This is a genomic window from Gordonia namibiensis NBRC 108229, assembly GCF_000298235.1.
In the GTDB taxonomy this organism is placed as follows: domain Bacteria; phylum Actinomycetota; class Actinomycetes; order Mycobacteriales; family Mycobacteriaceae; genus Gordonia; species Gordonia namibiensis.
Window position 1 is genome coordinate 258,419 of the sequence record NZ_BAHE01000002.1, and the last position, 25,737, is coordinate 284,155.

The window sequence follows — 25,737 nt, forward strand, 5'->3', positions numbered from 1 at the left end:
GGTGCAGTGCCCGACACCGTCAACGTCCCCGAACGTCTCGAACAGCATCAGGTAGCGCTGTACCTGCTCGCGATCGGTGCGGGACTGGCCTTCGGGCTGACGGTGCCGTCGGCGGCCGAGTCCATGGATGTGGCGGTCACACCGCTGCTCGCCGCGCTGCTGTACGTCACCTTCCTCCAGGTCAGAGCAACCGACCTGGTTGCCTCCCTGCGTGACCGGAAATTCCTGTCGGTGGTCCTGGCGGTGAACTTCGTCTGCGTGCCGCTCGTCGTCGCCGCGTTGTCGCCCCTGTTGCCGGCCGACGACGCGATCCGGGTGGGCGCCCTGCTGGTCTTGTTGTGTCCGTGCGTGGACTACGTCGTCGTCTTCGCAGGCCTGGCCGGGGGCGACAGGCAGCGGCTGCTCGCGGCGACGCCGCTGCTGTTGCTCGCCCAGATGCTCGTCGTCCCCGTGTATCTGACGTTGCTGCTCGGCGACGGCCGTGACGTGATCGATCCGGAGCCGTTCCTGTTGGCGTTCGCGGTTCTCATCGCCCTTCCGCTGGCGTCTGCCTGGATCACGCAGGCATGGGCGGCGCGCAGCGATGTGGGGCGTCGTGCCGGTGACGTGGTGTCGACGACGATGGTGCCGCTGATGATGGCGGTGTTGTTCGCGGCGGTCGGATCCCAGGTCCCGCGTATCGATTCGCGGTTCGACGACATCGCCGGTGTCGTACCGGTCTATGCACTGTTCCTGGCCGTGATGACGATCGTCGGACTCGGCGTCGCCCGTGCCCTCCGATTCTCGGCGGAGTCGGGCACGGCCGTCGTGTTCTCCGGCGTCACCCGCAACTCGCTCGTGGTGCTCCCGCTGGCGCTGGCACTCCCGGTCGGTGCCGAACTCGCCGCGGCGACGGTGATCACCCAGACGCTCGTCGAGCTGATCGGGATGGTGATCCTCGTCTGGGTGTTCACCCGTGCGGTACGTCTGCGGGGTCTCAGACCTTCCCGGCGTCGTGCATGAGGATCGCCACCTGGACGCGGTTCGAGGCGTCGAGCTTGGTGAAGATGTGCGAGATATGCGCCTTGACCGTGGCGAGGCTCATGTAGAGCCGGTCGGCGATCTCTGCGTTCGACGCCCCGCGGGCGAGTTCGACCGCGACATCGTGCTCACGCGCCGTCAATGATTCGATCCGACTCACCGCCGAAGCGGATCGGGCTCCCCCGCCGTCGACGACCTGTTTGATCAACGCGGCGGTGACCGACGGACTCAGCGCGGGTTGCCCGGCGAGCACGTTGTGGATGGCGGCGACGATCTGGTCGGGCACGGTGTCCTTGAGAAGAAAGCCGTCGGCACCCATCGCGAGCGCGCGAACCACGAAGTCGTCGGCGTCGAAGGTCGTCAGCACGATCACCGCCGGTGGCGAGGGCAGTGATTTGAATCGTCCGGTGGCCTCGATGCCGTCGAGAACGGGCATGCGCAGGTCCATCAGGATCAGGTCGACCGGATCGTCGCAATGGATGTCGAGTGCTTCCTGCCCGTTGCCTGCCTCGGCGACGATGTCGAGCCCGGCGTCACCCCCGAGGAGGAGCCGGAGTCCCGACCGGACGAGCGGGTCGTCGTCGACGATCATGATGCGTGCGGTCATGACTGCCACGGTAGCCAGACGTGCAGCAGGAATCTCTTGTCGTCGCTGACAGTCGCCGACTGCCGCCCGCCGTGGAGGCCGACGCGCTCGGCGAGCCCGACCAGGCCGTAACCCGGCGCGGGTGGGGCGGATCCGGACGCGAGCGGCAACGGGTTCTCGACGAGAAGATCCACGCCGTGGTCGGGGCCACCACGGATGTGCATGGAGACCGGCGCGTTCGGAGAGTGACGGCGGGCGTTGGTCAGGGCCTCCTGCACGCATCGATAGAGCGTGCGCGCAATCGCCGGAGACAGTGCGGCGACGTCGATCTCACATCTGGCATCGACCCGCATCCCCAGCCGCTGCGCCTCGTCGACGAGCGCCATCAGGTCGGGTGTGTTCTGCGGCTCCTCCGGCGCGGCGTCGCCCGGGCCCTCCCGTAGGACACCGAGAACTTCGCGTAATTCGGTGAGCGCGAGGTGTGAGGTCTCCTGGATCGTGCGTGCCGTCTCGCGCACCTGCTCACCGGTCAGATCCGTCCGGTAGGCCAGTGCCCCGGCCGACATGCTCATCGCCGAGATCCGGTGGGCGAGAATGTCGTGCATCTCGCGCGCGATCCGCGCACGTTCCAACGATCGCGCCTGCTGCACCTTGGCCTGTTGCTCGGCTTCCGACGCGAGCGCCCTCGCCCGCCAGCTCGCGAGGAGTTCGCGCCGCGAGCCGATGTACATGCCCCAGGACACCATCGCCGCAGTGATGGCGACGACGACGGCGTACACCACGATCGCCGGATCGTTCTCCTCGGCGGGGGTGGAGAAGAACAGTGCCGCAACCACATTCGCGACCACGCACAACAATGACAGCGGGATGATCTCGACCCACCGCCGGCGGGTCGCCATCGACACCAGAGCGAGAGTCGCCGGCCCGAGCGACGTCGTCGACACGATCCCCGCGAGGTTGGTGAACACGGTCACCGCAACGGGATACCGACGCCGCCACCAGACCGCCGCGTATGACGCCACGCCGAGTGCGAGGTCGGCGAAGAACCACCAGCGCACCTCATTCCACAGGTATCCGGCACGAGTGCTGAACACGGCCGCGGACACCAGCAGCATGAGCGCGAGTCGCCACGCGTGACCTGCCCAGGTGAGCGGGGGTTGGTACTGCTCGGGTTTCACACCCGTTCACGCTAGTCGGACTGTGCATGCGTGACCTCCGACCATCGGATACGGCGCGTCTACGACTTTCGGCTGATGCACCTGTGGACCGGCGACCGATGTGGACGACGACCTGCTCCGACGACCATGGAACGCATGATCACTGTGCAGAACCTCACGAAAAGGTATGGCGACCACGTAGCGGTCGACGACGTGTCCTTCACCTGCCGACCGGGGCAGGTCACGGGCTTCCTCGGTCCGAACGGCGCCGGCAAGTCGACGACCATGCGGATCATCGCCGGGCTCACCCCGGCGACCTCCGGGGTCGCGCACCTCTACAGCGTCGACTACCGGACCATCCCGAACCCGGCGACGCAGGTCGGCGTCCTGCTCGACGCGTCGGCGCAGCACGCCGGACGGACCGGTGCCGAGGTCCTCCGATTGGCCGCGATGACGATGGGGATCAACGGAGACCGGGTCGACGAGATGCTCGAGATGGTCAGCCTCACACCGGAGGAGGCCGGGCGTCGGGTGCGCAACTATTCCCTCGGCATGCGCCAGCGTCTCGGTATCGCCGCCGCGCTGCTCGGCGATCCGAAGATCCTCATCCTCGACGAACCGGCCAACGGCCTCGATCCCGCGGGTATCCACTGGATGCGAACTCTGTTGCGCAACTACGCCGATCGTGGTGGCACGGTTCTGCTGTCCTCGCATCTGCTCCACGAGATCGAGATCATCGCCGACGACATCGTCGTCATCGGCAACGGCCGGATCGTCGCCCAGGGAACCAAGGCCGAACTGCTCGCCGGCGCGGGGTCGCGCGTCCGCTCGCTCGACGACGAAACCCTGCTGCAGGCACTCACCGCGGCCCAGATCGTGGCTCGCCCCAATGCATCCGGAGGACTCGACGTCGACGCGGACCCGGTGGAGGTCGGCCGCGCCGCGGCGGCGGTCGGCGTGGTCCTCACCGAGTTGCGTCCCGCCGATGGTGCACAACTCGAAGCCATGTTCTTGCAGCTGACCTCCGACACGCAGCGCGAGCAGCCCACTCTCGAAGGAGCCCTCTGATGACCGTCGCCGACTTCCGCGCACCTCTCCCGACCTGCGGCGGGATCGACGTCGATCGTCCCGGAATCCCGTTCGCGCGCCTGGTCAGGGTCGAACTCCGCAAACTCGTCGACACGCGGGCCGGCTTCTGGCTGACCGCATCGATCGGCGTCATCGCCGCGGTCATCATGGTCGCGATGCTCATCGCCAACCGGAACGATCCCGGCAACCTCAACCTCGGCGAGTTCTTCGGGATGATGAACATCCCCACCGCCATCATCCTCCCGATCCTCGCGATCCTGCTGGTCACCGGCGAGTGGAGCCAACGCACCGCGCTCACGACCTTCACCCTCGAACCCCGCCGGGAACGAATCATCGGCGCGAAACTGGTCGCGTCGATGATCACCGCGGTGGCCGCGGTCGCGGTGGCACTGGTCCTCGGGATCATCGGGAACAGCATCGCCGCCGTCGCCTTCGCCGACCCGGCCGGCGCCTGGGGGTTGAGCGTGGCCGGATTCGTCAATTCCTTTGTCATCCAGGCGTTCGGACTGCTGCTCGGATTCGGTTTCGCCGCCCTGATCCTCAACACCCCGGGAGCCATCGTCGCCTACTTCGCACTCCCGACCGCCTTGTCGGTGGTCAGCGAACTGGTCCCCTGGTTCAAGGACAACCTCGGCCAGTGGGTCGACACGACGCTGACCAACATGCCTTTCCAGTCCGGGGAGTGGGCCACCGGCGGCGAGTGGGCGCGGCTGCTGGTGTCCGGCGTCATCTGGATCGCGCTCCCCCTCGGCATCGGTCTGGTCCGCGTGATGCGGTCCGAGGTGAAGTAGGACATCCCGACCGAATCGGGCACGCAGGACCAACCGCCGGCGACACGGAATCGCCGGCGGTAACCGTGTGGGAGCAGTATCGGGCCGAAGTGGGCACAGACCATGTCGCAGACCGGCATCCGCTGCTAGGTTTGCCGGGCTCTCGAGAAAAGAGGAACCCACGTGTCGTCGTCGACCCCTGCCACCGGACCGGGCATCGAGCCCGCAGCCGAACCTGCAGAACCTTCAGAGGAGGCCGCGGGGTCGGTTGCGGAGTCGCCGAACACCACCGAAGACATTGCCGATGACGCCCGTCCGGCGTGGTGGCGGCGCCGCCTCGACCGCTTCTCCTGCGTGGGGCTGAGCGTTGCGCTCGTGTTCCTGTGGCTGTCCATGACACCGTCGCTGCTCCCCCGCGGCGCTCTGTTCCAGGGCATAGTCAGCGGTGCGTCGGCGGCGCTCGGATACTCACTCGGAGTGTTCTTCTCGTGGCTGATCCGCTTCATGATCTCGCGCGACAAGCCCTGGCCCGCCCCGATGCACCGGGTGTGGGTGGCGCTCGGCCTCGCCGCGATCGCCGGCACCGTCGTCATGCTCGTGATGTTCCAGCGGTGGCAGGATCAGATCCGCACCATGATGGACGTCGATCTGCTGTCCTGGACCGCCTACCCGCAGATCGCCGTCATCTGTATCGTGGTCTTCTTCCTGCTCATCCTGATCGGCCAGGCGTGGGGCGACGGCGTTGTCTGGCTGGTCCGCAAGATCGATCGCGTTGCGCCACCACGCATCTCCGCGGTCGCGGCGATCGCCGTCGCCGTGCTCGTGACGGTCTTCGTGCTCAACGGCGTGGTCGCGAACTACGGTATGCAGGCCCTGAACTCGACGTTCGCCGCGGTCAACGACGAGACCACGGCCGATTCCACACCGCCGACCTCCCCGCTGCGATCCGGTGGTCCGGGTTCGCTGGTGACCTGGGATTCGCTCGGACGGCAGGGCCGGATCTTCGTCTCGGTGGGCCCGACCGTCGAGGAACTGTCGGCGTTCAACGGCACTCCTGCGATGGAGCCGATCCGCGCCTACGTGGGACTCGGTTCGGGAGACGACCTGCGCGCCAACGCGAAACTCGCCGCCGAAGAACTCGAACGCACCGGTGGACTGCAACGGGAGGTCGTTGCCGTGGCGTCGACCACCGGCACCGGGTGGATCAACCAGGCGACCGTCGACTCCCTGGAGTACATGTACAACGGCGACACCGCCACGGTGAGCATGCAGTACTCCTACCTGCCCAGTTGGCTGTCGTTCCTCGTCGACAAGGAGCGTGCCCGCAAAGCCGGTCAGGCGCTGTTCGAGGCCGTGTCCGAGAAGGTTCGTGCGATCCCGGAGGCCGAGCGGCCCAAACTGGTGGTCTTCGGTGAGAGCCTCGGATCGTTCGCCGCCGAATCGGCATTCGGCACGATCCCGTCGCTCAACGCCCGGACCGACGGTGCGCTGTTCGTCGGTCCGACCTTCAACAACTCGCTGTGGGTCGACACGACCGGCAACCGCGACGACGGCACACCCGAGTGGCAGCCGATCTACGAGGACGGACGTCAGGTCCGCTTCATCGCCGATGCCCCGGATCTCTACACCGCCACGGCCGAGTGGGTGCCCGGCCGTGCGGTGTACCTGCAGCACGCCTCCGACCCGATCTCCTGGTGGTCACCGCGACTGATCCTGCGCGAGCCCGATTGGCTGAAGGAGCAGAACGGACGTGACGTCCTCCCGGCGATGAGCTGGATCCCGTTCGTGACCTTTCTCCAGGTCAGTGCAGACATGGCAGTGTCGACCGGGGTTCCCGACGGCCACGGCCACTTCTACCTGGCCGCGATCCCGGCAGCGTGGGCCGAGATCCTGCAGCCTCCGGGCTGGACCCCAGAGAAGACCGAGGAGCTCATCCCGCTGTTGAATCGCGACTGAACGCCGGGCCCCGGCCGGAGCAAGAACGGTCGGGTCGAATCGGCGCCCGGCGTTCCATACTCGAAGCGTGACCCCCACACCTGGTGATCGACCCGCGGACGAGCCGACGCCGAGCAATCGGCCTCCCGGCGAACGTGATCGTCTGCGCGAGTTGCTCGACGCCGTACTGGCCGACGATCACTCGAACCTGGACGAGATGGCGACCGGCGCGTTCTCGTCCCCGTTCCACTTCTCCCGGCAGGTGAGCCGAGGTGCAGGCGAGTCGCCGGTGGCGCTGCGTCGACGGGTCCTCCTCGAGCGTGCCGCCTGGTTGCTGCAACACGGCCGAACGGTCACCGAGGTCGCCTTCGACTCCGGCTACGAGTCCGTCGACGGGTTCGCCCGCGCTTTCACGCGCGCCTTCGGACACAGTCCCGGACGCGCAGCGTCGACCGCCACACCGGCCGAGCACAGCCACTGGCTGCCCGCACCCAACGGCATCCACTTCCACTCACCCACCGTGCTCTACGTCGACAACGGCACCCCGACCACGGAGAGCGCCGGCGACGTCCTGATGCTCATGGTGCGGCACGACCTCGACGACGTCGAGGTCCTGCTCGACGCCGCCAAGGGGGTCGACGACGACGACTGGACCCGGAGACGACTTCCCGGGCACGAACCGCTGCACTGGAACGGCCCGGAAGAGTCGCTCTCGCAGGTCATGTCGCATCTCGTCGTCGACAAACAACCCTGGCTGGCGACCATCGAGGGCGCCGACATGCCGCCCGACCCGCCATCGGATCTGCCCGCCCTCGTCGAACTCCACCGCGATCTGACACCCCGCTGGCTGGCCCTGGTCCGCGACATCGACCGCCGCAACGCCTGGCAGGACCGCGTCATCGACGCCCTGTGCGATCCACCCGAGTCGTTCCTGCTCTCCCAGATCGTCGCGCACGTACTGACCTTCTCCGCCCATCGTCGTCAACTCGCGCGGTGGATGCTGCGCGACACCGGGGTCGACGTCGGGGCGGCCGCGCTCGACCCCGACCCGATCATGTGGCACCGCAAGCACTCCGGAGGTTTCTAGATGCCATTCCGCTACTACACCGCGACCACCCTCGACGGCTTCCTCGCCGACGACCACGACAGCCTCGACTGGCTTCTGACCCAGCCACTCGAAGAAGGCGGGCCGATGAACTACAACGACTTCTATGCCGGGATCGGGGCCGCGGTCATGGGATACACCACCTACCAGTGGCTCCTCGACAACGAACTCGCCGACGGCAAACCATGGCCCTACGAGATCCCGTCCTTCGTGTTCACACATCGCACGATCACCCCGGTGGCCGACTCCATCTCCGTCATCGACGGGAACCCCGCCGACCACCGCGACCGGCTGACGGAAGCAGCAGGCGGCAAGGACGTATGGGTCGTCGGCGGAGGTGATCTCGCCGCCCAGTTCGCCGAGGCCGGGATGCTCGACGACATGATCGTCTCGATCGCGCCGGTCACCCTCGGGTCCGGACGCCCCCTCTTTCCGCGACGCTACGACCTCGAACTGCAGGAGTTCGCCCGCAACGGGGCATTCCTCTGCGCGCGTTACTCATTCGTCGGTGCGCGCAAGCCGCTCGCGAAGATCTGATCTTCCCCGAGCACCAGGGCAATCAGCCCTCTCCCACCGACTTTCGCAGCACATCGGAGACCTCACCGCGGGCCCACTTGGGCAGGATGAAGATCCCCTCCGCCTCGGCGCTCACCTTGCCGTTGCGCGTGATCGTCCCGGTGACAAAGGTTTTCACACCTACGACCCGGTCGACCCGCGCCTCACCGCGGATCCTGCCGAGCGGGGTCGCGCTGCGATACCGGACGTTGAGGGTGCCGGTCATACCCGGCACGCCCTGGAACTCGGCGGTCGAGCCGAGCAACTGATCGAGGATGAGGGCCAGGACACCTCCGTGGACGAGTCCTGCCGGGCCCTCGTAGGCGGCCCCGAGTTCGACCTCGGTCCAGGTGAACTCAGGCTCGTGGTGCAGCTCAACGGGTGGTGCGATCGGATTGCGCCGCCCCAGAACGGCATTGCCCCATGAACGCTTGGTGCCGTCGGAGTTGAACCGGATGCCGTAGGCACCGGGCAACTGGTCTTTGCGGAGGATGTCGGTGGCGGTCTCGATGAGCCGGCGTGCCTCGGCGATGTCGGTCTCGCCGACCTCGGTGCGCACGGTTGCGTCGATCAGTTCGCGCACGCTCCCGGCGATCGACGACGCGAGCTCGGAACGATACGCGAGCTCCTCGGGGTCGATGTCCTCCTGGATGTATCCGCTCATGGGTTTCATCTAACAGTGCGCCACCGGCAGTCCGCCCATCGGACGTCCTGACTGCCGAGTAAGCTCCCTCGCATGACAGAGCAAGCCTGGAATGAACGCGACTGGAGCGCGTTCGACGTCACCGTTGCCGACCGCATAGCCGAGGTAGCGCTCACCGGCCCCGGTAAGGGCAACGCGATGGGCCCTGACTTCTGGCGCGAACTTCCCGAGCTCTTCGGGCACATCGACACCGATCCCGAGGTGCGCGCCGTCGTGTTGACCGGCGCCGGCAAGCACTTCTCCTTCGGACTCGACCTCGTCGCGATGGGCGGCACCCTGGCCGGCGTCTTGGCCGACAACGCCAAGGCCGCCGCGCGCACCGAGTTCCTGGAGTCGCTGCGCAAGCTGCAGGCCGGGATCACCGCGGTCGCGGACTGCCGCAAGCCGGTCGTCGCCGCGATCTCGGGGTGGTGCATCGGAGGCGGCGTCGACCTGATCTGTGCCGCCGACGTGCGCTACGCGAGCGCCGACGCCAAGTTCAGCGTCCGCGAGGTCAAGGTCGGCATGGTCGCCGACGTGGGCACTCTCGCCCGCCTGCCGTACATCATCGGCGACGGCCACATGCGTGAACTGGCATTGACGGGCAAGGACATCGACGCTGCACGCGCCGAGAAGATCGGGCTGGTCAACGACGTCGCCGACGATCAGGAAGCCGTGCTCGCCCTCGCTCGCGCGACCGCCCGGGAGATCGCCGACAATCCGCCGCTCGTGGTCCACGGCATCAAGGACGTCCTCGACCACTCCCGCAGCGCCGCCGTGCACGACAGCCTGCGCTACGTGGCGGCCTGGAACTCGGCATTCCTTCCCAGCGAAGACCTGTCCGAGGCCGTCACCGCGGTCTTCGAGAAGCGCAAGCCGGAGTTCAAGGGGCGCTGACCTCACCGTCCGCTGCGGTGGACCTCAGCGCTCAGCGGGTGAGCTTCGTCGAGCCCGGCCAGCAACCGCACACCGTCGAGAGGTTGCCCGTGGGGCGCCCCGATGTCGACGCCGGGCACGGCTTCCCCGACCAGGTCGACGAAGCGCCCGCGGAGTCGGTCGTTGGCCGCCATCACCGTGCCCATCCAACTGATCCGCGCCTCTTCGCCGGGTCGGTGACCACTGCGTTCCAGTGCGGTCAGCGCCGATCCGGCGAGTTCGTCCGCGGCAGCGTCGACGATCTGTTGCGCGACCGCGTCACCATCCCGGGCGGCCGCGTCGACGGCGCGGGCGAATCCGGCCACCCGCGCCACGCGGTCCGGATCTCCCTGCACCACCATGTACAACTCGTCGAGCGGGCCGAAGGCCTCGGCGGCCCGATCTCGTAGAACCGTCGCGGTGCCGCGTCCGTCGAAGTCACGCAGCGCGGCGCCGATCCCGGCGCGGCCGATCCAGTAGGCGCTGCCCGCGTCACCGAACAGATGCCCCCAGCCGTCTACCCGGTGGATCCCGGCGGGCCCGACGCCGAGGGTCACGACACCGGTTCCGACCGCGGTGACCACGCCGAACCGGTCCCGGTTCGCGGCGAGGTAGGCGGTGACCGAATCGTGTGCCAGCGCAACCGAGGTCACCCCGAGGTCGGCGACCGCGGCGAGCAACGCCGACGGGCGCGCGGCCTGAGGTGTCAGTCCGGAGACCCCCGCGGCCATCGACCACGAGGCCTCCGGTATGTCGGCGTCGTGGAGGGCCTGCGCGATTTGTTCGACCACCGGCTGGTCGGTGCGGATCGGTCCGAGCTCGCGGTCGTCGGTGCCGGCCAGCGTTTCGATGCGCAGCCGAGTTCCCGTCTGCCCGCCGTCGATGAGGATGTGTCCCGTCGTGTGACCGCCCATGATGTGCACGCTATCCGGCGCCGTGCCGACGGGGCGACGATGCCATGTCACACTAGGCGGATGAAGGTGCGGCGCAGCCTCGCGATCAAGATCGGATCGATCCCCTGGATGCCTCGTTTTCTCCCACAGATCGTGGTGGGTGACAACGCCATTCAGACCGTCACCGGTCAACGGATGACCCTGCTCGACATCGCCGATCTCCCGAACATCACCATCCGGGTGGCGGGTCGGAAGACCGGCGCGATCCGGACCACCCAGCTCCTCGCGGTTCCCGACGGCGACGACTGGCTGATCGCCGGCTCCTATTTCGGTGGCCCCAAGATGCCTGCGTGGGTGTACAACATCCGAGCCGCCGACACGATCGAGATCGTCGTCGCCGGCGTGGTGTCCGTCGCGGTCCCGACCGAACTCGAGGGTGCCGATCGCGACGCGGCGTGGCAGAAGCTGCGCACGGTGTGGCCGAACTTCGACCTGTACGAGAAGCGCACCGACCGCCGGATCCCGGTGTTCCGACTCCGCCCCGCACCGCCGGCCGGGTAGGCCTGGGGCCGCCTGGTTTCGATACGGCTCGTCGCAAGCTCCTCACCTACTCAACCAGCAGCCACCCCCGCCCACGCAACCAGCAGATGACCCTGCCGGCCGAGTAGGTCCGAGGGGCTACCCGAGGGCCGTATCGAGGTCAGGTAACCGGCTCGGCGCTGAACGACGGGTTGTCGGCGGTGAGATCGACCTCCCCGATGAGGTATTGGATGTCGGTTGTCTCGACGCGGGGTCCGTCCCGGTCGTAGTCCGGCGTGTAGGCCACCCGCCATTCGACCGCGCCCGCGACGTCGACCGTGCCGAGGTCCTTCTCGCTCGGCGTCGAACCGGATCCGGCGTCGGGCCGCCGGAGCAGGTACCGCAGACCCGACAGGTTCCGGGGGGCGGTCCAGCGCACGCTGCCTTCGACCGCGGACCGGAACAGTCGCTGCGTACAGCCGGGCACGTCGGCTCCGGCGTCGGCACGGGTCGATGCCGCGCATCGGGTGAGTTGTGCCGAGACGGCGTCGCTGACCGCTGCCACCCCGGTGGGGCTGAGCTCGGCCATCACCTCAACAGTCATCGGCGCGCGCGGACCGGTCGGCGGTTCAGCGGCCGGGCGTCCGACGAAATCGGGGTCCCGCGAACCCCATCGCTGCGGACCCGGGAAGAGGAAGACGGTGTCCCCGGCCTTCACCTGGGCTCCGAACAGCGTCGGACTCGGCACCAGCAGCGACTCGATACGCACCTTGACCGCACCGTCGACGACGGCCCAGCCGTCCCCGGCCCGCGTCACCCTGATGGGCATGTCGACCTCGCGAGACCCGAGTCGATAGCGCGTCTGGACCGTCTGAGCGGACTCTCCCGGATCGTCGACCTCGATGTCGGAGATCGGCGTCTCGGCGCGCTGCTGGCGTAGGACTCCGTCGGTGAGGAACCGGGCGTCCGGACGCGGCGCGACGACGGCGAGGGCCGCCGAGGCGTCGGCGTCGGCGAGCGCGGTGAGATAGGTCCGGACAGCGTCGGCGGGCGTGCGGGCCCGCCCGTCCTCGCGGGACAGTCCCACGAGGAGAGCGGACACCAGCACGACCGCCAGGATCAACGCCCCGACGCCGACGGTGATCGTCCACCTGCGCCGGCTCATTCCGGGCGACCCGCCCGGGGCGTTGCGAAGCCGATCAGGAATCCGATCCGGCCGCGAACGACTCGGTGAGGCTGCCGGCGAGCAACTTCGCGAACTCGGCGGGATCCTCCAGCTCGCCCCCCTCAGCGATCACGGCCATGCCGTAGACGAGCTTCGCGGTCGGGACCAGCTTGTCGTGGTCGCCGTTCGCGTAGGCCTTGTTCAGCGCCTCGACCAGCGGGTGGTCGGGGTTGAGTTCGAGCGCCCGCTTGGACTTCGGGAACTGCTGTCCCGACGCCCGGTACAGCTTCTCCAGCTGCGGTGACATCGAGAACGTGTCACCCACGAGGCAGGCCGGGGACTCGGTCAGGCGCGACGACAGCCGGGTCTCGCTGACATCGTCGGACAGCGTGGTGGTCAGCCACGAAAGCAGGTCGGCGTAGGCCTTCTCCTGGTCGTCCTTCGACGTGTCGTCGGAGTCCTCGTCGTCGGCGTCGAGATCGACGGCGCCCTTGGCGATCGACTGGAATGTCTTGCCGTCGAACTCGGCACCGGCCGAGACCCACATCTCGTCGACCGGGTCGGACAGGACGAGGACCTCGATCCCCTTGGCGCGGAACGCCTCCATGTGCGGGGAGTTGACGATCTGCTGCCGGGACTCGCCGGTCATGTAGTAGATCGTGTCCTGACCGCTCTTCATCCGGCCGATGTAGTCGGCCAGCGTCGTGAGTTCCTCCTCCGAGTGGGTGCTCGCGAAGGACGACGCCTTGAGCAGCGCGTCGCGGTTGTCCGGGTCGTTGACGAGGCCTTCCTTGAAGACCCGGCCGAAACCGTCCCAGAAGGTGCGGTAGTCGTCGGGCCGGCTGTCGCGCATCTCGGTGACCGTCGAAATGACCTTCTTGGTGAGTCGACGACGGATCGCGCGGATCTGCCGGTCCTGCTGCAGGATCTCGCGGGACACGTTGAGCGAGAGGTCGGCGGCGTCGACGACACCCTTGACGAAGCGCAGGTACTCCGGCATCAGCTCGGCGCAGTCGTCCATGATGAACACGCGCTTGACGTAGAGGTGGATGCCGACCTTGCTGTCCCGCATGAACAGGTCGAACGGCGGCTGCGTCGGGATGAACAGCAGCGCCTGGTACTCGAAGGTGCCCTCGGCCTGCAGGGTGATGGTCTCCAGCGGTGCGTCCCAGGCATGGGACACATGCCGATAGAACTCGTGGTACTCCTCCTCGGAGACCTCCGACCGCGACTTGGCCCAGAGGGCCTTCATCGAGTTGATGGTCTCGGCCTCGACGACCGTCTTGGTCTCGGGCGCCTTGTCCGTGTCCTCGTCGGACTCCGATTCGGGCTTCTCGACGGGGACGGTCTTCTCGACGTCCATGCGGATCGGCCAGGCGATGAAGTCCGAGTAGCGCTTGACCAGCTGACGGAGCTTGGTCTTGTCGGCGTAGTCGTACAGGTGGTCCTCGGTGTCGACGGGCTTGAGCGCGAGGGTGACCGAGGTGCCCTGCGGGGCGTCCGGCACGTCGTCGATCGTGTAGGTGCCGTCGCCGGTCGACTCCCAGCGGGTACCGGTGGTCTCGCCGGCCTTGCGCGTGACCAGGGTGACCTTCTCGGCGACCATGAACGTCGAGTAGAAGCCGATGCCGAACTGTCCGATCAGTTCCTCGGCGGCGGCGTCCGAGACACCCTTCTCACGCGCCTCGGCCAGCGACCGGCGTAGTTCGGCGGTACCCGAGCGGGCGAGCGTGCCGATCAGTCCGACGACCTCGTCTCGGGTCATGCCGATGCCGTTGTCGGCGACGACCAGGGTGCGCTTCTCCGCATCGGGGATGAGGGTGATGTGCAGGTCGGAGGTGTCGACGTCGAGGTCCTTGTCGAGCAACGACTCCAGACGCAGCTTGTCGAGCGCATCGGATGCGTTCGAGATCAGCTCGCGCAGGAAGCTGTCCTTGTTGGAGTAGATCGAATGCACCATGAGATCCAGCAGCTGCCGGGTCTCCGCCTGGAACTCATGAACTTCGGGCTGAGCGCTCATCGCAGACCTCCATGTTCTGTTCTCGTATGTTCTGTTCTCGCGTGTTCGGTTGTCGACGTGGCGTTTCGGGGGCGTGGCCCGTTGCCGGACGCAGCTTCGACGCGACACGTCGTGACGGACACCGACTTTACCGAGAGCCGGTGTGGCTACCCTGGGTCGGGGACCGACTACCCCGGTCGCGGATGGTGCCCGAGAAGAACCACCCGCGGGGAACGATCAGGAAGCCAGGTGGATGGGTACGCCTCGACTGCTGCTGGTGCATGCACACCCCGACGACGAGTCGCTGTGGACCGGCGGACTCACCGCCCGTCACGTCGACGCCGGCGGCGAGGCCGACCTGGTCATGTGCACCTGGGCCGAGGGAACGATCCGCCACCGGGAACTGACCGACGCCGTCGACATCCTCGGCATGCCGCGACCGCCGATCATGCTCGGGTACGCCGATGACCGCCGGCCGGAATCGGCACCGGACGCACCCCGACTCTGCGCGGCGTCGTTCGACGAGCAGGTCCGGGCGCTGACCGCCCACATCCGCGACCTCCAGCCCGACATCGTCGTCACCTACGACGCGCTCGGCATCTACGGCCACCCCGACCACATCCATGCTCACCGGTTGGCGTGTGCCGCGGCCGACGCCGCCGCGTCGACGAAGCTCTACCACCGTGCCGGGCCGGCCTGGCGGGTCCGCTCGCTGTATTTCGCGACCATCCCCGAGTGGATGATGGACCTGCTCGCCCCCAGCCTCTTTCCCGAGGTCCCCCGCGAACAGCTGCCCGGCACACCGGAGTCCGAGATCGACGTGACCGTCGACGTGTCGGACCTGGCGGCACGCAAGAAGGCGGGGGTCACCGCACACCGGTCGGAGGTCGACCGCAGCCGCGCGATCGCCGGCTTCATGTCGCTGCCCGACGACATCCAGCACAAACTCCTCAGCGTCGAGTGTTATCAACGCCGCGACCTCGTGCCGGGTGGGTGTGAACTGGTCTGACCCTTCGAGGCTCGCTTCGCTCGCACCTCAGGGAGCGAGAACCGGGGTAGCTCCGCTCGCACCTCAGGGAGCGAGAACCGGGGTAGCTCCGCTCGCACCTCAGGGAGCGTGGAATCAGATCGCGCTGAGCGTCGACCGCAGCCCGCTGGCCCGCTGCACGCGTCGGTTGACGGCTGCGGCGAGCACGTCGGCGGTCCCGACGATGCGTACCCGGCTCCGGGCGCGGGTGATCGCGGTGTAGAGAAGCTCACGGGTCAGCAGCTCGGAACCGGCCGGCGGCAGGACGACGGTCACCTGATCGAACTGGCTGCCCTGGCTGCGGTGGATGGTCATGGCGTGGACCGACACGACGTCGGCGAGCTGAGTGGGGTGCAGCAAGCGGACCTCGCCGCCCCGCCGGAACGCCACCCGGACCGCATCCGACGAGCCGGGACGGTTCGCGGGCTGCGGATCCGCGTCCGGGTCGGCGATCACGACACCGGTGTCGCCGTTGAAGGTCGCGGTCTGGCGATCGTTCGCAGTCACCAGGATGGGTTGTCCCACATACCAACCCATGTGTTCGGCCTCGGTCGTGCCCAGCCAGTCGGTGATGCGCGTCGTCCAACCACGCACACCCCACGAGCCCTCGCGGTGCGCGCACAGGACCCGGTGAGAGTCGAGGGCATCCAGGGCTCCCGCCGCGTTGCCCGTGCGGGCCGCACTGCGCAGATCGCGTCCCCACGACAGGATGTCGCCGGCCACTCCGTCGAGGTCGTCGGGGGCGACCAGTTCGACATCGTCGATGTCCGGTGAGGTGACCAGCTCGAGGACCGCCTCGGGATCGCCGGCGTTGACGGCGGCCGCGACCTTCGAGATTCCGCCTCCGAACCGGAACTGCCGACGGAGCGTGATGACGCCGTCGGCCAGGCGTGCGACGTCGTCGGGATCGAGATCCTCGGCGGCCGGGTCGAGGCCCACGGCGTCGAACGCCTGCGTCAGTGTCGCCGGCGGACCGTCTGTTCCATCGGTTGCCGGGAGGTCGGTTCGTTCGACCAGGTCGGCCAGGACGGCGCCCGCCTCCACCGAGGCCAACTGGTGCGGATCGCCGACGAACACGACCCGCGCGTCGGGACGGACCGCATCGAGGAGACGACTCATGGCGGTCATCGACAGCATCGACGTCTCGTCGACGACGATGACGTCGTGCGGCAGGGTGCGCCCCCGTCCGTACCGCGGATTCGAGCCGGGGCGCCAGCCGAGCAGCGAGTGCAGGGTGACCGCGTGGGCGGTGACCGGCAGGGTGGACTCGGCCTCCACGGAGGCCTGGAGCTGTGCGGCAGCGCGCCCGGTGGGTGCGCAGAGTCCGATGCGGAGGCCGGGCCCCTGGAGACGGTCGAGGACGGCGAGGATGCGGGCGACGGTGTAGGTCTTGCCCGTTCCCGGGCCACCGGCGAGAACCGTCGTCCAGCGGGTCGCCGCGACCGCGGCGGCCAGCTTCTGCAGGGCACCGTCGTCGGGCGAGGAGTACACCGCCGCAACGGCTTCGCGGAGTGCTGCGGTGTCCACCGAGGGCGCGGTCTGCGACCGCCCGTCGAGGATCTCCCGGATCGTCTGCTCCTGCCGGAAGTACTTCTGCAGATAGACCAGCGGGCCGTCGACCGAATCGCGGACCACGAGCGGCCGCAACGGTCCGGCGTCACTGCCGGTGACGAGCGGGCTCACCGCCAACGCATCGAGAAGATCACGGGGCGAGGGTATCTCGACCTCCGTGGATTCCTGCCCTGCCGCGAGCTCCCCGATGCGGTCGAGAGCGAGGCAGGTGGAGCCGAGGCGGACCGCACGAACGGCGAGAGCGGCGCCGAGACGGGCGTCGTCGGACACCGGTTCACCGCACATCCGGACGAGCCGGTCGGTGATGTGCAGATCCGCGGCGGCGAGCAGGCCGGCGGCATTCCAGTCGGCGAGCGTTCCCGTCGCCGAATCCACGCGCTGAACATCGGGTGTGCTCATCGACCGCTCCCTCCGGTACCGGCATCCGCACCGGCCAGCGCGTCGGACAGTTCGACGACGAGCCCGACGGGCAACATCCATTCGAAGACACCGCAACCGGGCGGGGTTTCCGGTCCGGCCATGCCGCGCACGAAGTGGTACTGCACCGGTCCGAGATGCCGAGCCGGGTCGTAGTCCGGAACCCGCCAGCGCAGATAACGGTGCAGCGCAACCGAGTACAGCATGGCTTGCAGCGGATAGTGGGCGGCGATCATCTCCCCGGCCATGGCCTCGACATCGAAGTCCTCGACCACGAGATCGCCTGGACGGATGCGGTTGGTCTTGTAGTCGACGATCACGTAGCGTCCGTCGGGGATCCGCAGCACCGAGTCGATACTGCCGGTGAGGAATCCACGGAGGCGCCGGCCCGGCACCGCGCGCAGGTGGTCGGCGTAGGCCCGCAGCGGGTCCGCCTCCGGCAGATGCTCTTCCATCAGGTCGGCGAGACGGCCCAGGGTCGTGCCGCCTCCTGATGGCGCCTCGTCCGCGGGGCCGAGGGGCAGTTCGAAGTCGAGTTCGGCCAGACGATCACGGGGGTCGATGCTCCACAGGTCGCCGAATCCGAGTGGCGTGGTGAGCACGCCGATCAGGGCGGCGACGAGCCGGTCGGGGTCGATGTCGCCGGCGAGAGCGCCGAGTGCTCGCGAACAGAGTTCTCGTACATGGGCGTCGATGTCCGGCGCCGAGGTGTCGACGTATTCGAGGACCTCGTGGACAAGGGTTCCGAAGGCGGCGCCGAACGGCAGACCGTTCATCAGCGATGGCATCCCGGGACGCGTTGCGGCCGAGTCGGTTCCGGCTTCCTCTGCGACGTCGCCGGGAAGGGCGATGGGTTCGTCGTCGAGGATGTCGGTCACCTCGTCGTCGGGTTCGCTGCCGGTCTCGACGACCGAGGTCGACGGCCCACCCGGTGAACCGTGCGCGCCGTGGGCGGCGTCGGCGGTGAGGGCCGAATACGAGGTGCGGCGCCAGTCCTGGTCGATCCGGCGGTCGAAGTGCGCAATACCCAACACGGCAGGGTTGTCTGCGTCACCTGCGGCCGGAGCCACGGTGTCTGTGTCGAGCCGACCGGCCGGTTCGACCGAGATCGCCGGATCCCGCGCGGTGAGGGTGCGCAGGATACTCACGCAGTCGGCATCGGCCTCAGGGATCGGTACCTCCCCGGCGACCGTCCATTCCGCGTCCCCTGGCGAGGATCGAACGGCATTGTCGCGGCCGAAGATCAACCGGTGCAGTGGCCCGGTCGTGGAGTTCCGCGACGGCGCCCACCAGGCCACGACCTGCGACTGGGCGCGGGTGAGCGCGACGTAGAGCAGACGAAGATCCTCGCCCGCCACCTCGTCGGCGTAGCGACGGCGTCGTGCGGCGCGGTCCGGTGCCTGCTGGCCGCCCACGTCGAGCCGGCGGTTTCCCGTCTCGTCGTGGTAGGTGATGTTGCCGCGGTCGTTGATCCAGGTGCCGTCCCACCCGTAGGGCACGTAGACGATCGGGAACTGGAGCCCTTTGCTCGCGTGCACGGTCATGATCTGCACGGCCTGCGTGTCGCGGTCGAGGCGTCGGCTCTGGTCCTCGTAACGCTGGCGCGACGAGGTGTCGGTGACCCGTTCGGTCAGCCACTCGACGAGGGCGCTCAGTCCCCCACCGGTTTCGACGACGTGCTTGTTGCACAGCGCCGACACCTGAATGAGGTCGGTGAGGGTGCGTTCGCCGTTCTCGACGGTGAGAACCCGTGCCGCCACCTCATGCGCGTCGAACAGGCGCTGGGCCATCGCGGCGAATCCGCCCTGTGCGAAAACCCGCGCGAGCATGGACAATTCGGCACCGAGTTCGGCGATCTCGGGCTCCGCGGCGGTCGCCACCCGTTCGGTGGACCACCCGAAGAGCGTGGTCAGGGCAGCGATGCGCACCCGGTCCGAGCGTGACGGTTGTTCGACGGCACGCAGCACCCACAGCCAATGCTGGGCAGCCGATGTCGAGAAGACGTTGACACCCGACCCGATCACCGAGTTGATGCCGCGCTCGGCGAGCTCTCGCTGCAGCGGTTCGATGGTGCTGTTGAGCCGCACCAGGATCGCGATGTCGCCGGGATCGACGGCCCGGGAGACACCGTTCAGGTCGATCCGGTCGCCCCGGGCCAGGACGCTCGCGATGTCGTCGGCGACGTCGGCGGCGATGCGTGACCGCACCTCCTTGACGCCGGGGAGGTTGAACGAGTTGAGGGAGGTGAAATCCCGGCGGAGAAAAGCCCGTAGCCGGAACGGCGGACGTCCTTCGAGCCGGTTGCCGGCGAAGGCGGCCTGGACCGGGCGCGCCACGATGTCGGGATGTCCCAGCGTCGCCTCGCCATACAGGTGCTCCAGGGCATGCACGAGTGCGCCGTCGGAGCGACGGTTGACATCGAGCGCTTTCAGGGTGTCGGCGGACGACACCGCGGCGAGGTAGCTGAGCACCTCGGCCCCGCGGAACCCGTAGATCGACTGCTTCGGGTCGCCGACGAGGATCATCCGGCGATGGCCGTGGAAGCAGCGGCGAAGGATGTCCCACTGCAGCGGATCGGTGTCCTGGAACTCGTCGACGAGCACCACCGAGAAGGTGTCGCGGATCCGTTGGCACGCACGGTCGCCGACCACCTCGTCGCCGACGATCCGGTGCAGGATCTCCTGGAGGTCGTCATAGGTGCGCACCCGGGCGTCCCGCTTGCGGGTCTCGACATGCTGCCGCACGGCCTTGGCGAAGCTCACCCGCCGGGCCGCGACATGGTCGGCGGGTGAGCCGTCGGCGAGTGCGCTCTCGTCCGGGGCGAGTCGCACCGACGCCTGGCGGACGGCGTCGCGCGCGATCTCCCGCGCCTCGGCGAAGCTGAACTCCGGTGAGTCACTGGCCCAGAAGCCGCGCAGGTAGAGGTCGAGCGCGACCTCCTCGGTGAGTTCGTCGACCTCTTCGACGATGGAGTAGACGAGTTCTCGTTCGCCCAGGAAGCCCAGTGCCTCCAGCATCCGGTTGCAGAACGTGTGGGTGGTGGCGATCGTCGAGGCGTCGAAGTCGCTCAGTGCGCGGGCGAGGTTCCTCCGGCGCGTGCGAACCTCCTCCGGGGTACCGCTCGCCAGCTGTCGCAGCAGTGCGTCGTCATCGGCCTGCGCGGGCCCGGACAGGACCTCGGCGGGATCGGCCAGGGCGTCGAGCAGTTCACGCACACGGGCGCGCATCCGTTCCCGCAGTTCGGCGGTCGCCGCCCGGCTGAAGGTTACGAGCAGCATCTCCGAGATCGGTACCCCGTCGGCGAGATATCGCGCCGCGAGCCCGACGATCGCGTAGGTCTTACCCGTTCCGGCGCTCGCCTCCAGAACGGTGGTGTGCTGCGGCAGTTCGGCGGTGATGTCGAAGGGTTCCGGGCGTCTCATGTCCCCTCCCGGTGTTGTCCGACGGGAGCCCAGACCGCACGGGCCAGGCCGATGAACAGCGGTTCGCCCTCTGCCAGAGCGAGTTCCACGCCGCCGAGGACGCGGTCGGCAGGTGCCGCCTGTTCGAGCAGGACGTCGAACTCGACGTCGGCCAGGACATCGCCGCCGAACGCCAGCTTGAGGTAGCGGTCGTGGCGCGGACCGTAGGTGTCGTCGAAGACCTTGCGCGCACTGTTCAGGGCCCAGTGGCTCCGGCGACCGGGCCCGTCGTTGTCGACGAAGGTGAACGCCGGTTCCAGGGGCAACGGCAACGGGCGGCGCAGACCCTCGTCCCGCAGCCTCACGAGCTGATCGAGCAGCGGCACCGGGTCCTCCGGGCGTCGGAGCGTGAGCGTGGTGGTGCCGCCCCCGCGGGCGGCGCGACCCACCGACACCGCGGAGCCGACCCGGGCCGCGCCGGCATTGCCCTGGGTCGCGGCCGCCGCGACGGCGAGGAGCGTGATCCAGGCGCTCAGTTGCTGTTTGGCCTTGAGTCGCGAGTACGTGGCGCGGACGAGGCGGGCCTGTCCGTCGTCGGCGGTGAAGACGTCGCCGACCGTGCCGTGCACGCGTCGACCGTCGGGCAGCGTGACGAGGATGTCGAGGGTCTCCGGCGATCCCGGGCGCAGCGGTGCGACGACGCCGTGTAGGCGGGTGACCGCGCGCGAGATGGCCTGGAGCTCCCGGGTGCCGAAAGCGAAGGGCGGCAGGGTGCCCCGTCGGAGTTCGGCGGCCTCGCAGTCGCCGATCGGTACGCCCGACAGCATCCGGGTGAGGAAACGGTCGCCGATCCCCCACTTGTCGAGCGGGTCGAGCTCGACGTCGAGCTGATCGTCGTGCGGTGTCTCGTCGTCGGGGATGCGGGCGCCCAGCCGTTGTCGCACGAACGCGGTGATCGGGTCGACGTGGAAGTCGATGAGCGACGCGAGGTCGATGTCGGCGAGCTCGGGCGTCGGTTCGGGTGCGGGAAGGGTCTCCCGGGCCGCGGGGACGACCGGATCGGCCGGACGGCGCAGTGCCTCGGCACCGGCGAGCAGCGATGCGTCGTGGCTGAACGGTCCGGTGATGCCGGGGACACCGCCGTCGACGAAGTTGCGGGCGTCGAAGCCGTGCAGGGAATGTCGACGCACGATCGTCGGCCGGTCCGGCCCGGTGAGCCCGTCGAGGGTGTCGATCAGTTCGCTGACCACCACGGCGGGCGGGATGTGCCGCCCCGACACCGGGTCGGCGCCGCTGTAGAAGACGAGCAGGTTGTCCTGCGCGGCACCGATCGCGTCGAGGAAGCACTGCCGGTCCTCGTCCCGCGGGTTGCGTTCTCCCACCAGCGGATCGACACCGAGTACGTCGTCCCCGTCGATACGCTGCACACGCGGGAACACCTCGGCGTCGATACCGAGCAACACGATGACGCGGTGGGGCACCGACCGCATCGGGACCATGGTGCACACGGTGAGCTCACCGGTCCGGAAGTTCGACCGGGTCGGACGACCCGCGATCAGCGCGGACAGCAGGTCGCGGACGTCGGCGAGACGCAGCACCTCCTCGGTGCCGCCGAAGGCGTCCTCGAGCATCCGGATGGCCTGCGCGCGTTGCCAGTCGTCTGCGGGTGCGGTCGCGGTGAGCGAGCCGACCGCCTCGACGAGGGTCTGCGCCCAACGATGAGCGGGTGCGGTTGCGGTCAGCTCGGCGAGGACGCGTCCCAGGCGATCGAGGAACTCGTCGAGCCGGCCGACCAGGTCGATACCGGTGCTCTCCACACCTGCGAGAGGCAGTGCGGTGCCGAGCCATTCGTCGTCGGTCTCCTCGGCGACCACGCCGAGCGCGATGCGGTCGAGACCGGCGTCGAAGGTGCCCTGGCGGAAGCGCTCGAGACCGAACCGGGCGCGTTCGGCCGTCCCGAGTCCCCAGCGGACATTGCTGTGGCCCAGCCATTCCCGGACCAGCTCCAGGTCGTCGTCGGTCATCGCGAATCGTGTCCGGACGGGTTCGGTCCCGAGCAGATCGAGCACGTCACCCGCCGTCACCCGGCCGGCTGCGAGTTCGACCACGCCGACGACGGTGTCGATGACCGGGTTGACGTGACGGACCCCGCGGTCGGCGAGGCGCACACGCAGATCGAAGGCGGGGTGCGGCAATCCGGCCTGTCCGAAGGCACCCCGGATGAGCGGAGCGAAGGTCTCGACGTCGGGGCACATGATCAGGACGTCGCGGGGTTCAAGGGTCGGGTCGTCGGCGAAGAGGTGCAGCAACCGGTCGCGGAGCACCTCGATCTGGCGTTCGGGACCGTGGCACGCGTGCACCTCGACGGACCCGTCGTCGGCGAACTCGGCCGACGGTGCCGCACCGCTGCCGTTGACGGTCCCCGCGTCGTCGCGGATACCCGCCTGGAGGGCACCGAGCAGCGTGTCGGGCAGTGGCGTGTGCGGCGGATGGTGGACGTCGCGGTCGACGATGTCGCCCAACCGCAACTGGAGTTCCTGCAGGTCGCGAGACAGCCCGGCCAGCAACGGATTGCGGAGTTCGGGAACCGGACGGTCGCGGCGGCGCGGCGGAACGCTCACACCGGGCGCTCCCCCGGCGGACTCACCCCCGGAGGCGGCCCGGAGTTCGTCCCACAGCCGGGGACTCGCGTGCGGGACGAACAGATGGACGTCGTGATGAACGCTCACCGCGGAGATGATGTTGCGGAAGGACTCGGTGATCCGGGTCGGGCCGAACACCGACAGGCGGTCGGGAAGGTCGGCGACTCCGGGGTCGGAACGCAGCCGGTCGCACACCTCGCCCAGGACCTCCGCCGGATGGGGTTGTCCGATCTCCGCCCGTACCGCACGCCAGAACCCGGCCTGCCAGGCGAGGTCGTCCCGCAGCGGTCCACCCGCACCGTCGAGATCATCGCCTGCCGCCCAGCCTGCGATCATCGACGGACGCGATCGTCCGTATCGCTCGAAGAGTTCGGCCAGATGTCGCGCGGTCGCGTAGCGGCGGCCGATCCGGGGTGACGCGTCGTCGCCCGCACCGATGTGCCGCGCGATCACCGTCAGTTCGGGGTCGTCGATCCGTTCATCGAGTACCCGGAGCACCGGCCAGGTCAATTCGGCAGCGCGCCAGGGGTTTACCGCCGACAGCGGGGTGCCTCCCGTGAAGCGGTCCCCGGCGAGGACCGCAGCCGAGATCGCGTCCGCCAGCCGTCCCGGGCCGGTGAAGTCGATGTTGGCCGCGATGCCGTCGGACAGCGCGGGTCCGGAACCGAGCCGACGGGCGAGGTGCTGGGCGAGCCAGCGTTCGACACCGGCCGCCGGTACCGAGATGATCTCGGTACGCATCGGGTCGTCGAGCGGCGTGGCCAGGACCTCGGCGAGCGCTTCGGCGAGGGTGTCGGTGCGCTCGGCGCGATGAAGGATCAGCACCAGGCGCGATCAGCCCGCGGTGTTCGCGCGTGCCGAGTGGAACTTCACCGGTTCGCCCAGACTTTTCAGGAGGACCTCCCGCAGCTGATCCGGGATAGGCGTCGGCCGACCGACAGCCGGGTCGACGACCACCAGCGTCGTCTCCGCCGTCGCGCAGAGGACACCCTCCTTGTCGAACAGGCGCAGCGCCATCGTGAACGACGAACGACCGACCCGCCCGATGCACGAACGGATGATCACCGGGTGGGTGGAGTAGTGGACGGGCGCCGAGAACTCGATGTCCTGGCGCGCCACGAGGAAGGAGAAGTTCCGCGGCCCGTCGGAGATCCACTCGTGGAAGGAACGGACGCGCGCCTCTTCGAAGAGGCGCGAGATCTGCACGTTGTTGATGTGATTGTTGATGTCCATGTCACCCCATCGGAGATGGACGGGGATCTCGAGGACGTAATCCGGTGCAGAGGGTTCAGAAGCCACGGCAGCAACCTTAACGGCGGGACACGCCCACCGCGTACTGCGGTACCGACCGTGTCGAGACCGTAGACTCGCCCCCGGGGGAACGGCAGAGATGTGCAGGCAGGCAGTCGCCGCGGGTGCGTCTCGCCAGAGGGTGTGCCCGCGCGATTCGCGGGCTCGAGTCGGGCAGTGAGGGGCCTCGGGTGAACATCGACACGGCACGGGCACGTCTGCGCCCGGTGTCTGCGATGGACATCGACGACCTCGTCCACCTCGACAGCGACCCCGAGGTCATGCGTTTCGTCAGCGGCGGCACCCCGACCCCCCGAACGGTCATCGAGGACTGGGTGGTCCCGCGGGCCGAGTCCGAGCGCCGGATGTACGGGACCGGCACCTGGGTGCTCTGCGATCCCGCCACCGAAGCATTCCTCGGCTGGGCGTCGTTGCGGACTCCGCGTCACAGCCGACGCCCCGAACTCGAGCTCAGCTACCGCATCCGTCGGACGGTCTGGGGCCGCGGCTTGGCCACCGAGGCCGCCTTCGCACTCATGGCCTTCGCCTTCGACCATCTCGACACCGAACGCGTCTTCGCCAGCACCGTCGCGGGCAACATGCCCTCGCGGCGGGTCATGGAAAAACTCGGCATGACACTGTCGGGAATCCACGTGGGCGACGAAACCGTTGGAACAGGCATGCCGACACACCCACTCCATCTCGGTCCCGATCGGTACGAGGTGGAGTACCAGATCCTCAAGACCGAATGGCAGCGACGATCTCTGCGCTGGTCATCGGCGAGCGATCTGACCGCCTGACCGTGGAGCGGCACCATCCGGCCGGCCGTGACCCCGCTTATGGCGTCGCGCCACGCCGTCCTGGTCGCGCCCGGTCGCGCATCATTGACTACCGTTGTGGGCAAGCACGGTTTTGCCTCGATCCCCGTCGCACGCGGTTCGGCCTCGTGACGACACGAACCCGCACGGTACCGAAGCACGATCCGTCCCCCATCGAGC

General features: G+C 68.5%; 20 protein-coding genes. 10 read left to right on the forward strand and 10 right to left on the reverse strand.

The genetic code is table 11. From position 1 onward, the window contains the following. The first annotated feature begins 6 nt into the window (after positions 1-6). On the forward strand, positions 7-1,002 hold the full coding sequence (locus GONAM_RS01420) for an arsenic resistance protein (protein WP_006864991.1): 996 nt from the start codon (positions 7-9) through the stop codon (positions 1,000-1,002). On the opposite strand, the gene GONAM_RS01425 is transcribed toward GONAM_RS01420, so the two are convergent. Next, a complete protein-coding gene (locus tag GONAM_RS01425; protein ID WP_006864992.1) occupies positions 977-1,627 on the reverse strand; it encodes a response regulator in 651 nt (216 codons plus the stop codon). The two genes, GONAM_RS01420 and GONAM_RS01425, sit on opposite strands and share 26 nt — an antisense overlap. Then, on the reverse strand, positions 1,624-2,784 hold the full coding sequence (locus tag GONAM_RS01430) for a sensor histidine kinase (protein ID WP_006864993.1): 1,161 nt from the start codon (positions 2,782-2,784) through the stop codon (positions 1,624-1,626). The genes GONAM_RS01425 and GONAM_RS01430 overlap by 4 nt, the downstream gene beginning before the upstream one ends. 135 nt (positions 2,785-2,919) lie before the next feature. On the opposite strand from GONAM_RS01430, the gene GONAM_RS01435 reads away from it, so the two are divergent. The 5 genes from GONAM_RS01435 to GONAM_RS01455 all read left to right on the forward strand — a co-directional run bounded on the left by GONAM_RS01435 (position 2,920) and on the right by GONAM_RS01455 (position 8,199). After that, the gene (locus GONAM_RS01435; RefSeq protein ID WP_006864994.1) at positions 2,920-3,831 is read left to right on the forward strand and encodes an ABC transporter ATP-binding protein; all 912 of its coding nucleotides are present in this window, start codon (positions 2,920-2,922) and stop codon (positions 3,829-3,831) included. Further along, entirely contained in the window at positions 3,831-4,643 is an 813-nt protein-coding gene (locus GONAM_RS01440) for an ABC transporter permease (protein WP_006864995.1), read from the forward strand. The genes GONAM_RS01435 and GONAM_RS01440 overlap by 1 nt, the downstream gene beginning before the upstream one ends. A gap of 162 nt (positions 4,644-4,805) precedes the next feature. Further along, positions 4,806-6,578: an alpha/beta hydrolase gene (locus GONAM_RS01445; protein ID WP_006864996.1), complete on the forward strand. Its 1,773-nt coding sequence runs from the start codon at positions 4,806-4,808 to the stop codon at positions 6,576-6,578. 151 nt (positions 6,579-6,729) lie between these two features. Next, complete coding sequence (locus GONAM_RS01450; protein WP_006864997.1) at positions 6,730-7,644, forward strand: helix-turn-helix domain-containing protein; 915 nt, start codon at positions 6,730-6,732, stop codon at positions 7,642-7,644. After that, positions 7,645-8,199 (forward strand): dihydrofolate reductase family protein, encoded by a 555-nt coding sequence (locus tag GONAM_RS01455; RefSeq protein WP_006864998.1) that lies wholly within the window; start codon positions 7,645-7,647, stop codon positions 8,197-8,199. Positions 8,200-8,221: 22 nt separating this feature from the next. Here the strand turns inward: GONAM_RS01455 and GONAM_RS01460 are convergent, their stop codons facing one another. After that, positions 8,222-8,881 (reverse strand): PaaI family thioesterase, encoded by a 660-nt coding sequence (locus GONAM_RS01460; RefSeq protein WP_006864999.1) that lies wholly within the window; start codon positions 8,879-8,881, stop codon positions 8,222-8,224. A gap of 72 nt (positions 8,882-8,953) precedes the next feature. On the opposite strand from GONAM_RS01460, the gene GONAM_RS01465 reads away from it, so the two are divergent. Further along, positions 8,954-9,796, forward strand: a complete 843-nt coding sequence (locus GONAM_RS01465) for a crotonase/enoyl-CoA hydratase family protein (RefSeq protein ID WP_006865000.1) — start codon at positions 8,954-8,956, stop codon at positions 9,794-9,796. A gap of 2 nt (positions 9,797-9,798) precedes the next feature. Here the strand turns inward: GONAM_RS01465 and GONAM_RS01470 are convergent, their stop codons facing one another. Further along, positions 9,799-10,728 (reverse strand): N-acetylglucosamine kinase, encoded by a 930-nt coding sequence (locus tag GONAM_RS01470; protein WP_006865001.1) that lies wholly within the window; start codon positions 10,726-10,728, stop codon positions 9,799-9,801. Positions 10,729-10,788: 60 nt separating this feature from the next. Here GONAM_RS01470 and GONAM_RS01475 point away from each other — a divergent pair, with 60 nt between their 5' ends. Continuing rightward, a complete protein-coding gene (locus GONAM_RS01475) occupies positions 10,789-11,268 on the forward strand; it encodes a nitroreductase family deazaflavin-dependent oxidoreductase (protein ID WP_005198266.1) in 480 nt (159 codons plus the stop codon). Positions 11,269-11,407: 139 nt separating this feature from the next. Here GONAM_RS01475 and GONAM_RS01480 read toward each other — a convergent pair whose 3' ends face one another. Together GONAM_RS01480 and htpG are read right to left on the reverse strand one after the other, a co-directional pair. Beyond that, positions 11,408-12,391 (reverse strand): hypothetical protein, encoded by a 984-nt coding sequence (locus tag GONAM_RS01480; RefSeq protein ID WP_006865002.1) that lies wholly within the window; start codon positions 12,389-12,391, stop codon positions 11,408-11,410. 34 nt (positions 12,392-12,425) lie between these two features. Next, positions 12,426-14,411 (reverse strand): molecular chaperone HtpG, encoded by a 1,986-nt coding sequence (gene htpG / locus GONAM_RS01485; RefSeq protein ID WP_006865003.1) that lies wholly within the window; start codon positions 14,409-14,411, stop codon positions 12,426-12,428. A 232-nt stretch (positions 14,412-14,643) separates the two neighbouring features. On the opposite strand from htpG, the gene GONAM_RS01490 reads away from it, so the two are divergent. After that, positions 14,644-15,399, forward strand: coding sequence for a PIG-L family deacetylase (locus tag GONAM_RS01490; protein WP_006865004.1), 756 nt, complete (start codon positions 14,644-14,646; stop codon positions 15,397-15,399). A gap of 114 nt (positions 15,400-15,513) precedes the next feature. Here the strand turns inward: GONAM_RS01490 and recD are convergent, their stop codons facing one another. From recD to GONAM_RS01510, 4 genes are read right to left on the reverse strand one after another with little or no spacing between them, the layout of a single operon-like run. Continuing rightward, entirely contained in the window at positions 15,514-17,388 is a 1,875-nt protein-coding gene (recD, locus tag GONAM_RS01495) for an exodeoxyribonuclease V subunit alpha (protein ID WP_006865005.1), read from the reverse strand. Next, a complete protein-coding gene (locus GONAM_RS01500) occupies positions 17,385-20,828 on the reverse strand; it encodes a UvrD-helicase domain-containing protein (protein ID WP_006865006.1) in 3,444 nt (1,147 codons plus the stop codon). The genes recD and GONAM_RS01500 overlap by 4 nt, the downstream gene beginning before the upstream one ends. Next, positions 20,825-24,274 (reverse strand): exodeoxyribonuclease V subunit gamma, encoded by a 3,450-nt coding sequence (gene recC, locus GONAM_RS01505; RefSeq protein ID WP_006865007.1) that lies wholly within the window; start codon positions 24,272-24,274, stop codon positions 20,825-20,827. Before recC ends, GONAM_RS01500 begins: the two co-directional genes overlap by 4 nt. A 9-nt stretch (positions 24,275-24,283) precedes the next feature. Next, the gene (locus GONAM_RS01510; RefSeq protein WP_006865008.1) at positions 24,284-24,748 is read right to left on the reverse strand and encodes an acyl-CoA thioesterase; all 465 of its coding nucleotides are present in this window, start codon (positions 24,746-24,748) and stop codon (positions 24,284-24,286) included. Between the two features lie 182 nt (positions 24,749-24,930). Here GONAM_RS01510 and GONAM_RS01515 point away from each other — a divergent pair, with 182 nt between their 5' ends. Further along, positions 24,931-25,539, forward strand: coding sequence for a GNAT family N-acetyltransferase (locus GONAM_RS01515; RefSeq protein WP_006865009.1), 609 nt, complete (start codon positions 24,931-24,933; stop codon positions 25,537-25,539). Positions 25,540-25,737: the final 198 nt, after the last annotated feature.

Coding starts and splice junctions, on each gene's coding strand:
- GONAM_RS01455 (WP_006864998.1), top strand. CDS start 7,645: ATGCCATTCCGCTACTACACCGCGACCACCCTCGACGGCTTCCTCGCC.
- GONAM_RS01480 (WP_006865002.1), bottom strand. CDS start 12,391: ATGAGCCGGCGCAGGTGGACGATCACCGTCGGCGTCGGGGCGTTGATC.
- GONAM_RS01460 (WP_006864999.1), bottom strand. CDS start 8,881: ATGAGCGGATACATCCAGGAGGACATCGACCCCGAGGAGCTCGCGTAT.
- GONAM_RS01470 (WP_006865001.1), bottom strand. CDS start 10,728: ATGGGCGGTCACACGACGGGACACATCCTCATCGACGGCGGGCAGACG.
- GONAM_RS01465 (WP_006865000.1), top strand. CDS start 8,954: ATGACAGAGCAAGCCTGGAATGAACGCGACTGGAGCGCGTTCGACGTC.
- GONAM_RS01425 (WP_006864992.1), bottom strand. CDS start 1,627: ATGACCGCACGCATCATGATCGTCGACGACGACCCGCTCGTCCGGTCG.
- GONAM_RS01475 (WP_005198266.1), top strand. CDS start 10,789: ATGAAGGTGCGGCGCAGCCTCGCGATCAAGATCGGATCGATCCCCTGG.
- GONAM_RS01500 (WP_006865006.1), bottom strand. CDS start 20,828: ATGAGACGCCCGGAACCCTTCGACATCACCGCCGAACTGCCGCAGCAC.
- GONAM_RS01435 (WP_006864994.1), top strand. CDS start 2,920: ATGATCACTGTGCAGAACCTCACGAAAAGGTATGGCGACCACGTAGCG.
- GONAM_RS01440 (WP_006864995.1), top strand. CDS start 3,831: ATGACCGTCGCCGACTTCCGCGCACCTCTCCCGACCTGCGGCGGGATC.
- htpG (WP_006865003.1), bottom strand. CDS start 14,411: ATGAGCGCTCAGCCCGAAGTTCATGAGTTCCAGGCGGAGACCCGGCAG.
- recD (WP_006865005.1), bottom strand. CDS start 17,388: ATGAGCACACCCGATGTTCAGCGCGTGGATTCGGCGACGGGAACGCTC.
- GONAM_RS01490 (WP_006865004.1), top strand. CDS start 14,644: ATGGGTACGCCTCGACTGCTGCTGGTGCATGCACACCCCGACGACGAG.